A 10,127-nucleotide genomic window follows, 5' to 3' on the forward strand; every position below is an offset into this window, starting at 1 on the left:
ACTACCTCAATTATCATGTATTGTAGTGGGAGCGTCTCGCTCCCTAGCTCTAATTATCCGGAGCAATGTTGTAAATTTGCAACTTTGAGATGCACCCATGAATTTTCCCTTGTTGCCTATTCCCTATTCCCTTGTTGCCTATTCCCTTGTTGCCTATTCCCTAGTTGCCTATTCCCTTGTTGCCTATTCCCTATTCCCTATTCCCTATTCCCTATTCCCTATTCCCTATTCCCTATTCCCTATTCCCTCCTTAATTATGCAAGTTCAATTTAGAGAATTTAATCCTTTTGATTTGTGGATTTGGTTGGAGTTTTCTACAACCCCTTCCCGTATGGAACAACAGTATATAGAGGAAATTTTTGATTCTTGGTTTTATTTGGGAAAATTAGGGGGATTTAATGCCGAAAATCTACAAGTTACCGAGGTTGGAGTCGATGTTAGTTATTTAGAGTATCAGGAAGAAACAGCAGATAGTTCTCTGATGGCACTGATGCACAATATGGGAGAATTTGAATATCTCGGAACTTGGGGACGCTGTTGGTTCGATTTAGGGACGAGTGATGCGATCGCCCTTGATATACTAATTAATGCTCTCCTGCGCTTAAATCAAGAATATGTCGAAATTCAAAAATTAATTATTGGGGGAGAGAATGAAGATTGGCCGGTGCAAAAAACCGATCGCGCTAAATTCGATCCCTCAGACAATTAACCCATGAGTAAACATGAGTAAAACAAATAAAATTCGCGTTTTAGCCCTCGGAGTAATTCGCGATCGCGATCGCATTTTCCTCTCTGAAGGATATGATCCTATCAAAAAAGAATATTTTTATCGCGCCTTGGGGGGAGGTGTGAATTTTGGTGAAACCAGTTTATCGGCTTTACACAGAGAATTTCAAGAAGAATTACAAACAGATTTAATGAATATTTACTATTTAGGCTGTTTGGAAAGTTTGTTTGTTTTCAATGGGAAACCCAAACATGAAATTTTGCAACTCTATCAGTGTAATTTGGCTAATGCTAAATTCTATCAACTTGATGAAGTGATGTTTCAGGAAGGAAAACGCCAGAAAAAAGCACTTTGGCTGAAACGCGATCGCTGTTTATCTGGGGAATTGAATATTGTTCCCAAATCTTTTTTAAAGTACCTCTAATTTCCGGTTTCCCCTTGCTTCTTCTCTTTCAATTGGCCGAGAAAGGGACGACGCACTCCAGTAGCGCAAAGTTCCCTCTGTATCGTAGAATAGGGAATCTCCTTACAATAAAGTTCTATTGCTGTTCTCTCAACCTCAAACCGAGAGGTGATCGTTCTTGCGATCGCAGTTGTTGCGAACAGTTTCTGTACAATCTCATAACTATCTTGCCATATTGCCCTAACGCGATCGCCCTAGCGATGGTTATAGCATGACAGTCAGGTAAGATTTATACATAATCATGGCTAGACGAAAAAAACTCTTTCCTTGCGGTCACAAGGGATACGGACAAATTTGCCACCGATGCGCCCAAAAAGAGGAAGATCGCGAAAAAAAGAAACAGGAAAAACAACAGTGGGAAGAAACCTTTGCCCACGATCTTATCGACCTGACGGATCTACCGAAAAATGTTGTTGTGAAGGCCAGACAAATTATTAGTGGCATTCAAGAACAACAAGATTATCGCCAATTTCGCGGCAAGAGATTGCGCCACGATCGCTCAATTGTCAGCGTTCCAGTAACTCGCAATTACCGCCTAATTTGTCGGGATAGCGAGAACTTACTTGTCCCAGAGGCCGTAATTTCCCATGAGGATTACAATGTTTGTAAACCCGGAAGTTGAAAGATTATTCAATAATTATTGAAAGATTATTCAATAATTATTCAGTTATTTGCAAACAATTATTTGCAAACAGTTATTTGCAAACAATGACTCCTTGCTTGTTGATTTTCTTCTTAACATATCATGCAAATTTATCTTGATTACAGTGCAACAACACCTCAACGTCGGGAAGTTGCTGCGAAAATTCAACAAGTAACCAGTACTCAATGGGGTAATGCTTCCAGTTTGCATTCTTGGGGAGAAAGGGCGGCCTTGGTTCTTGAGGAAGCGAGGTTTCAAGTATCTCGTTTAATTAATGCCTCAGATCCCGAGGCGATCGCCTTTACGTCGGGGGGGACGGAGGCGAATAATTTAGCAATATTCGGCATTACTCGGCAATATTGTCAACCCCAACATTTAATTATTTCTAGTGTTGAACATTCCGCGATCGCAGAACCGGTAAAATTGTTAGAAAATTGGGGTTGGCAGGTGACTCGTCTTGCGGTTAATCGTCAAGGAAGGGTCGATCCTGGAGAATTAAAGGCTAGTTTGCAAGACAATACTGTTCTTGTTTCTATCATTTACGGTCAAAGTGAAGTGGGGACGCTACAACCCATTGAAGACCTCGCTGCTATTGCCCGCGATCGCGGTGTATTGTTCCATACTGATGCAGTACAGGTAGCTGGACGTTTGCCTTTAGATGTCAAGGGTTTGGGGGTCGATCTTCTTTCCCTCTCGAGTCACAAACTCTACGGACCCCAAGGGATCGGGGCATTATATAGGGGTCGAGATGTAGAATTGATGCCTTTGCTACTGGGAGGAGGACAAGAAAGTGGTTTGCGATCGGGAACTCAAGCTATCTCTTTAATTGCAGGCTTTGGTATAGCAGCAGATTTGGCAAACAAAGAATTGGTAGAAGAAAGAGCTAGATTAAGAGAGTTGCGCGATCGCTTTTTTGATTTGTTGGCAGACTGTCCTTATTTAATTCCCACTGGCGATCGCTTACATCGTTTACCCCATCATCTGAGTTTTTGTTTGACTCCTCCCCTTGCAGGAGAAGTTACCGGAAAGGCGATCGTGCGTCAGATGAACCTTGCGGGTATTGCTATCAGTGCGGGATCTGCCTGTCATAGTGGCAAACTCAGCCCTAGTCCCATTTTAAAGGCAATGGGCTACGATGATGCAATGGCATTAGCGGGAATTCGCTTCTCTTTGGGGAAAGAAACCACCCCAGAAGATATTGATTGGACAGCAATGGTATTAAAGCAAATTTTAGAACGATTAATAGCTAAAATGGTGGTGTTGCAATAGAACTTTGCAATTCTCGATAACACAACTCTAACCTAGTGGTCTGTCATATCTTAAAAATCCTTGACAGACCACTGGGCGATCGCATCCTGCTAATTTTAATATGAAGAAACAAGCATCTTTTCTCAACAGTACAACAAAAATCGAACAGCAGTTTTCTCCACAGGCAAAGTTAGTATTATATCCAGGAGATGCCAATGAATTTATCTCCACCATTCCGGATGCTTCTATTTCTTTAATCGTAACATCTCCCCCTTACAATATTGGGAAAGAGTATGAAAAATCTATTTCGATAGAAAAATATCTCGAAAATCAAAAAGATATTATTCAAAACTTTCATCGCATCCTCAAAGATGAAGGTAGTATTTGTTGGCAGGTTGGTAATTTTGTTAAAAATGGTGAAATCTTGCCTTTAGATATTTTTTACTATAATATCTTTAAGCAATTTGATTTTTATTTAAGAAATCGGATTATCTGGCGTTTTGGTCATGGTCTTCATGCGTCTAAGCGCTTTTCTGGACGCTATGAGACAATCCTCTGGTTTAGCAAAAGCGATCGCTATACCTTTAATCTAGATAATGTTAGAATTCCCTCTAAATATCCAGGAAAGCGCCATTTTAAAGGGAAAAATAAGGGGAAACCATCAGGAAATCCCAAAGGCAAAAACCCTTCAGATTATTGGGAAATTGTCCAACAAGACTGGGAACAAGAAGTCTGGGATATTCCTAATGTTAAATCCAATCATCCCGAAAAAACGATTCATCCCTGTCAATATCCAATTGAATTAGTTGAACGTTGCGTTTTAGCTTTGACTAATGAAGAGGATTATGTATTCGATCCCTATAGTGGGGTTGGTTCTTCCCTTATTGCTGCACTTAAACACAATCGAAGGGCGATCGGCAGTGAAAAAGAACCCGATTATATTGATGCAACTATTGAACGAATTAATGACTATTTTAATGGTAAGTTAAGAATCAGACCTTTAGGAAAACCTGTTCATGTTCCCAGTGGGAAAGAAAAAGTTAGCCAAATTCCCGATGAATGGGAAAAACAAGAACAAAAAACACGGCAATTGAGATTATTTGATACTATAGAAGAATCTAATCTAGCTTGCTTCAGCAATAGTAGAATTGATTAATTTCATGGAGTTGTATTTTTCGGATAAAGTCTTTTGCTGTTGCCATGCGATCGCACTTTTATTGAGATATATCTCTCAAATTATCTTCAAACTCTTGCAATGCTAGACTACTACCAATAATCTTTGCCCGTTGCAAGACCTTAAGAATAATTTCCTCGATCTTCAGAGTAGGAAAATTAGGACTAAAATCTGATTTTTGATACTCTTTTCCTTGCAATGTATAAATTATCAATTTATTTTTCCCATAAACCCAGACTTCAGGAATGCCTAAACTTTCATAAGCAGTAATTTCTGTGAGAGAAGTAATATCAGATTCGATCGCTAAATCGGGAGGCGGATCTCGATCTAAATCTATTCTATCTTTGCCAATAACTGCTCGATAATTTTGAATATAAAAACATTCATCTGGCTCAATTCCTGCTTGCATTGTTTTCTTTTTAAAAGTTGTTGAACCTAAAGCCTCCCATGCTCTTCTTTGCACTCTCAATATAATTTTGACAAGATCGGATATAACAATTTTAGCGCGTTTGTGTTCTGGTGAAGGTGACACAATTTTTAAGCAATTTTGACTGAAGGCAAGTCGCACATTGCGCTTTTCACCCAGTTCTTCTAAAATATCTTCAAACTCTTGCCAACTGAGATCGGGAATCGTAATGTTACTCCCGCTATGCAGATAAATTTTATGAATTGGAGTTAAAACTGTCATTTTAGTGAATAGCAAATGGTAAAAAAGCGATCGCACTTTTATACAACAAGACAATTATAGAACAAATCATCAAAAGATATTGTTACTGAATTACTTAGATTTTAGATTGATTCTGAATTCTGTTCTCGTAATACTTCAATAATGCGAGTATTGGCTTTAGGAAAAGGAAATTGATCGATTTCATCTAAAGTCACCCAGCGAATTTCCTGACATTCGATCGCCTGGGGTTCCCCACCTAAATAGCGACAATAATGAACATTAAGGGTAATACGGAAATGAGTATAAGCATGATCGAGAGTGATTAAATGGTCTCTCACTTCGATCTCAATTCCCAATTCCTCCAAAATTTCTCGTTTAATACACTCTTCAATAGTTTCATTTTCCTCGATCTTCCCCCCTGGAAACTCCCATAATCCAGCTAATACCCCTTCATCTAAACGGCGATCGATGAGAATGTGTCCCCGTTCGTTACGAATTACGGCAACACCAATATTTTTGTGAGTTAAGGGTTTTGATTGTTCTTTCATGAGTAATTGTGATTGACTGACAGACCGGTTTCCCAGTCCGTCAGCTTTAGTGAAAAACGGCGATCGCCCATCGGTTAACTCGCCAAGTATTCCCGCACGGCTCCTCGACGTTGGCGCAATTTCTTCAGTGCTTCTCGTTCCAATTGTCGGACTCGTTCCCGACTAATCCCGAGTTGCGTTCCGATTTTGGCCAAGGTTAAAGGCTGTCCGTCCCGCAAACCGTAACGCAAAGCAATGACTTCGCGCTGTTGAGGGGTCAGATCTACCATTAACTTTTCCAAGTCCAATTGCAAGGAAGATTGGGTAGCGAACTCCTCTGGGGTTTGTCCATCATCTTCGAGCAATTCTCCCAATTCGGTGTCTTGGTTGTCTCCCACCCGTAAATCCAAGGATAAGGGGTGACGCGCCCGTTCTAAGCACTCCCGCACTTGTTGGGGGGTGAGATCCAACTCCTTGCCCAATTCGGGGATAGTGGCTGCTCGTCCTAACTTTTGGGTCAATTGACGTTGAGCTTTCTTGATTTTATTCAGTTTTTCGGTGATGTGAATGGGTAGGCGAATCATCCGGCTTTTTTCTGCGATCGCCCGAGTGATGGCCTGACGAATCCACCAGTAAGCGTAGGTGGAGAAACGATAGCCTTTGGTGGGGTCGAATTTTTCTACCCCGCGCTGCATTCCGATGGTGCCTTCTTGAATCAAGTCTAATAAATCGAGATTGCGCTTGATATATTTTTTGGCCACGGAAACAACTAGGCGCAGATTCGCTTCCACCATTTTGTTCTTCGCCATTTCCCCAGCGTCTACAATGCGCCGTACTTCTGCTGTAGTCATTCCGGCGGCTTTCGCCCAGGCTTCTAGGGTCAGTTCGTTTTCTTGTTGGCTTTCCTGCTCTTCTTTGATTTGTTGCAGAGCGATCGCTTTTTGTATCCGCTTGGCCAAGACAATTTCTTCCTCATGACTCAGTAAGGGAACGCGACCGATTTCTCGCAAGTAGGTCCGAACGGGATCGGTGGAGTTTTTCGCAGTTTTCATGGCATTTGGGTAGAAATCAATGGCACTTGAGTTAACGTCGCGTAAATGTTTTCTGAGAATTCTCGACGTTAAAATTAATAATTCTTTGTATTCCTTATTCAGGAAATCGAGAATCAATGGCAAGAATAAATTGTCGCGAACTTTTCACTCTATCACACTAACCCCCACATTGAGTTAATTATTTTTTTTTTTGCTCTCAGCTTCCTGAGAAATTCCCTTTTGAATGTCCTCTTGATTGCTACCTTGAGGGCAAGTTGCCGAGGCTTAATGTTAAGTATTGTAACATTTATGAAAAAAATAGGTTCAAAAGAGAACAAATTCTCAGAGAGTTCGCAATTGCAAAAATATCCCAACCTAAAGAATATTCCCAGCAAGGGGAGAAAATCATTTATTGGCCTCCAAGTTTTTTATGATTTAGATAGGATTTTCGCATTTGCGGGCAAGATGCCCGCACTACCATAACAGTAGTGGGAGCGTCTCGCTCCTTAGCTGCGTAAGTCCCATTAGAGAACAAGGTGTGGGACATTATCATCTCTCTTGGGGAGAAAAGGCAAAGTTTATGAGAGACGAAGACAAAAGTAAAGAACAACTCATTAAAGAGGCGATCGCCCTCCGTCGGCGTATTGCCGCTCTCGAAGCGCTTTGCTCGACCCATGAGCCGTTTTCTTTCATACTACAAGATGATGATACAAATATAACACAAAAATATGAAACGACAACAGAAGCCCTGTTTAATTTGAACGAACGGCTGTTAGCGGATGCGACTAGATTGGCCAAAGCTGGGGAAACCTTGCGAGTTGCCAAGGATCAGCTTGAGTCGGTGCTGGCGGCGGTGCCGGGGATGGTGTCTTGGATCAGTGCGGATTTGAATTATTTGGGGGTGAATGACCATTTGGCGGAGTTATTTGGCTTAACACCGGATGATTTTATTGGCAAAAATATCGGTTTTTTAGGGGCAGGTTCGGATTTTAATAATTTCGTGCGGGATTTTTTCAAAAGTCCGATGCGCGATCGCTTTGGGGAAATTGTCTCGGATATTAGTGGGACTTCTCGACATTATTTAGTTGTAGCTCAGAAATACAACCGCGATCGCGCCGCTTTTATTGTAGGTATTGATATTACAAAACGACAACAAACCTTAGAAGTCTTGCAGCGTTTGGCCACTTTTGACGGCTTGACGCAAATCGCCAATCGCCGTTGTTTTGATGAAACCTTGGAGCGGGAATGGCGGCGCATGGTGCGAGAGGAGGAACCACTGTCTCTGATATTATGCGATATCGATCATTTCAAACTATATAACGATACTTACGGGCATCCAGCCGGAGATAGTTGCTTGCAAAAAGTTGCGGCGGCGATCGCCGGAGTTGCTCAACGTCCTGGAGATTTGGTCGCCCGCTATGGTGGGGAGGAGTTCGCCCTCATTTTACCGAATACCCCTTCCTATGGAGCCGTTACCGTGGCCAAAAGTATTCGCAAATCTCTAAAAAAATTGCAAATCGTTCACGGGAAATCGCGATCGGGACAATATGTTACTATTAGTGTTGGTATTGCTAGTTTAATTCCCACCACCAGAAGCACTGCTGAAGGGTTGCTCCAATCAGCCGATCGCGCCCTCTATCAAGCCAAGAAAGAAGGGCGCGATCGCATTATTGTCTCTTCAGGGTTGCAACCCCATTAACGGGTGAGACGAGCGATCGCTCTGACTCGGAATAATAATAAATCATGCGATCGCGTCTCTTTATCGGGATTCTTTTTAGGAGGAAATGCGATCGCGAAATGTCTCAAAATGCGAATTATATTGGGCAATTGTTGGGTGATACTTTGAGGATAGAAATTGATGAAGGGGGTTATATCGGAAATGGGCAATTTGGTCGGAACTAATCTAAACCTTGATAAAGTTGTTCGATCGCAATCTCTAAATCAATACTTTGGAAAATGACCCGTTCATTTAGTCCATAGGTGACGGTTTTCCAAGTGTTGTCAGACTGACGACGATGACACTCCACTTGTTGTTTATCTTGTTCGATGAGGATGTATTCTTCTAGAGCAGTAATTTTTTTGTAGTCTGTGAACTTATCGCCTCGATCGAATTTCCTTGTACTCTTTGAGAGAACTTCGACAATAAGTTTAGGGTAGCGTTTGATCTGGCGATCTTGTTTGTCGCGATCGTCACAAGTGACAAAGGCATCTGGGTAGTAATAAAAGTCATCTTCATAATTGACCTTGACATTACCCGAGTAAAAACGGCAGTTAGAACTGCCAAAATGAAGATTAATTTGGCTCAGTAGATTTAGGGCAATGCGATCGTGGTTATCTGTCCCCCCTGCCATTAAATAGGCTAAACCATAGCGATATTCATGGCGGTATTGACTATTATTTTCCTGCTCTAGATATTCTTCGGGGCTGATGTAGTGGGGAACGGCAATCATGACACTATTTGACGCTGCATTAAGACATTATAGCAAATTACCGTAGGGGCGCAATGCTTGCGCCCTTTGATGCTTGCGCCCTTTGATGCTTGCGCCCTTTGATGCTTGCGCCCTTTGATGCTTGCACCCTTTTTTGATAACGGCGATCGCGCTTTCAATAAACAAATTAATGAGCAATGCGATCGCGTCTCTTTCTCGGGATTATTTGGGAGGAAATGCGATCGCGTTTGGTAATTTTTGGGTGAAATATCGAACATTTGGGTTGATAAAATTGGGGTGTGTACCGGAAATGGGCGTATGCGATACGCCCCTACCCCAACATTTATTTTTTACCCCTACAAAACCCCCCAATTTTATCATTTTACCGTAGGGGCGCAATGCTTGCACCCTTTCTTTTCTGACCATTATGGAAATATCTTAAAAGACCAAATCTAGTAAATATTCTGAAAAATCGGGATGATGTTGAGGATTATCTGGATCTTCTTGCCAACGTTCGGGATTATTTTTAATATATTCTCTAATTGAATTTAATGCTTTTTCGTCTTGTATGATAGATTCATAATAATTTCGTTGCCAGATAGGAATCGCTTGATTGTGACGGAATTGATTAATTTGTTTGGTGACACTCGCTTTAAATCCACCAATCATCGATCCTAAAGAATTTGCCGGACGGTTCAATTTTTTTGTTCTCTGTCTTGTTTTATCAAGATTTGTTGTTGCGATCGCTTTTATTTTTGATTCAATAATCCAAACAATACCATGTAGATGATTGGGCATCACAATCCATTCATCTAATTTGAAGGTCGGACGAATTTGGGAGGTTTTCAACCATTCTCGGACTACAATATTGCCAATTTGATTGAGTTGCATTTGACCGTGATGAATTTCTCCAAACCAGCATTGTTTTTGATAGGTACACAGGGTAACAAAATAAGCACCCGGTTGAGAATAATCATACCCTTGGAGACGAATAGAGCGGCGATGATGAATTTCGGGATTATATTTCATGGTAGGCGCGATCGCATTTCTTGATTTTCGGTTGGTATTTTGAGGATGGAGGTCGATAAAATTTGGGGTGTATACCGGAAATGGGCATAAGTATACCGGAAATGGGCGTATGCAATACGCCCCTACCCCAACATCAATTGTCTACCCCTACAAAACCCCCCAATTTTATCATTTTACCGTAGGGGCGCA

At 41.5% G+C, this 10,127-nt stretch carries 11 protein-coding genes and 1 pseudogene; 6 read left to right on the forward strand and 6 right to left on the reverse strand.

The window, feature by feature from the left end; translation table 11 throughout:
* The first annotated feature begins 256 nt into the window (after positions 1-256).
* From JUI58_RS10410 to JUI58_RS10430, 5 genes are all read left to right on the forward strand, one after another.
* Complete coding sequence (locus tag JUI58_RS10410) at positions 257-709, forward strand: DUF3531 family protein (protein ID WP_204103729.1); 453 nt, start codon at positions 257-259, stop codon at positions 707-709.
* Between the two features lie 13 nt (positions 710-722).
* Positions 723-1,151: an NUDIX domain-containing protein gene (locus tag JUI58_RS10415; protein WP_204103718.1), complete on the forward strand. Its 429-nt coding sequence runs from the start codon at positions 723-725 to the stop codon at positions 1,149-1,151.
* Between the two features lie 280 nt (positions 1,152-1,431).
* Positions 1,432-1,812, forward strand: a complete 381-nt coding sequence (locus tag JUI58_RS10420; RefSeq protein WP_204103719.1) for a hypothetical protein — start codon at positions 1,432-1,434, stop codon at positions 1,810-1,812.
* A 123-nt stretch (positions 1,813-1,935) separates the two neighbouring features.
* On the forward strand, positions 1,936-3,102 hold the full coding sequence (locus JUI58_RS10425) for a cysteine desulfurase family protein (protein WP_204103720.1): 1,167 nt from the start codon (positions 1,936-1,938) through the stop codon (positions 3,100-3,102).
* A 100-nt stretch (positions 3,103-3,202) separates the two neighbouring features.
* On the forward strand, positions 3,203-4,237 hold the full coding sequence (locus JUI58_RS10430; protein ID WP_204103721.1) for a site-specific DNA-methyltransferase: 1,035 nt from the start codon (positions 3,203-3,205) through the stop codon (positions 4,235-4,237).
* 58 nt (positions 4,238-4,295) lie between these two features.
* Here JUI58_RS10430 and JUI58_RS10435 read toward each other — a convergent pair whose 3' ends face one another.
* From JUI58_RS10435 to JUI58_RS10445, 3 genes and pseudogenes are all read right to left on the reverse strand, one after another.
* On the reverse strand, positions 4,296-4,943 hold the full coding sequence (locus JUI58_RS10435; protein ID WP_204103722.1) for a Uma2 family endonuclease: 648 nt from the start codon (positions 4,941-4,943) through the stop codon (positions 4,296-4,298).
* Between the two features lie 101 nt (positions 4,944-5,044).
* Positions 5,045-5,485, reverse strand: a pseudogene (mutT, locus tag JUI58_RS10440) (8-oxo-dGTP diphosphatase MutT); the annotation flags it as partial.
* A gap of 59 nt (positions 5,486-5,544) precedes the next feature.
* Complete coding sequence (locus tag JUI58_RS10445; protein ID WP_204103724.1) at positions 5,545-6,501, reverse strand: RNA polymerase sigma factor, RpoD/SigA family; 957 nt, start codon at positions 6,499-6,501, stop codon at positions 5,545-5,547.
* 559 nt (positions 6,502-7,060) lie between these two features.
* Between JUI58_RS10445 and JUI58_RS10450 the strand changes: the two genes are divergently transcribed.
* A complete protein-coding gene (locus JUI58_RS10450) occupies positions 7,061-8,179 on the forward strand; it encodes a diguanylate cyclase (protein ID WP_204103725.1) in 1,119 nt (372 codons plus the stop codon).
* On the opposite strand, the gene JUI58_RS10455 is transcribed toward JUI58_RS10450, so the two are convergent.
* The 3 genes from JUI58_RS10455 to JUI58_RS10465 form a co-directional block, all read right to left on the reverse strand.
* Positions 8,176-8,367: a hypothetical protein gene (locus JUI58_RS10455; RefSeq protein WP_204103726.1), complete on the reverse strand. Its 192-nt coding sequence runs from the start codon at positions 8,365-8,367 to the stop codon at positions 8,176-8,178. The two genes, JUI58_RS10450 and JUI58_RS10455, sit on opposite strands and share 4 nt — an antisense overlap.
* A gap of 11 nt (positions 8,368-8,378) precedes the next feature.
* A complete protein-coding gene (locus JUI58_RS10460; protein ID WP_204103727.1) occupies positions 8,379-8,930 on the reverse strand; it encodes a Uma2 family endonuclease in 552 nt (183 codons plus the stop codon).
* Positions 8,931-9,347: 417 nt separating this feature from the next.
* On the reverse strand, positions 9,348-9,938 hold the full coding sequence (locus JUI58_RS10465) for a transposase (RefSeq protein ID WP_204103728.1): 591 nt from the start codon (positions 9,936-9,938) through the stop codon (positions 9,348-9,350).
* Positions 9,939-10,127 lie beyond the last annotated feature (189 nt).

Origin of the sequence: Spirulina sp. CCY15215 (assembly GCF_016888125.1) — a bacterium.
Lineage (GTDB): Bacteria > Cyanobacteriota > Cyanobacteriia > Cyanobacteriales > Spirulinaceae > CCY15215.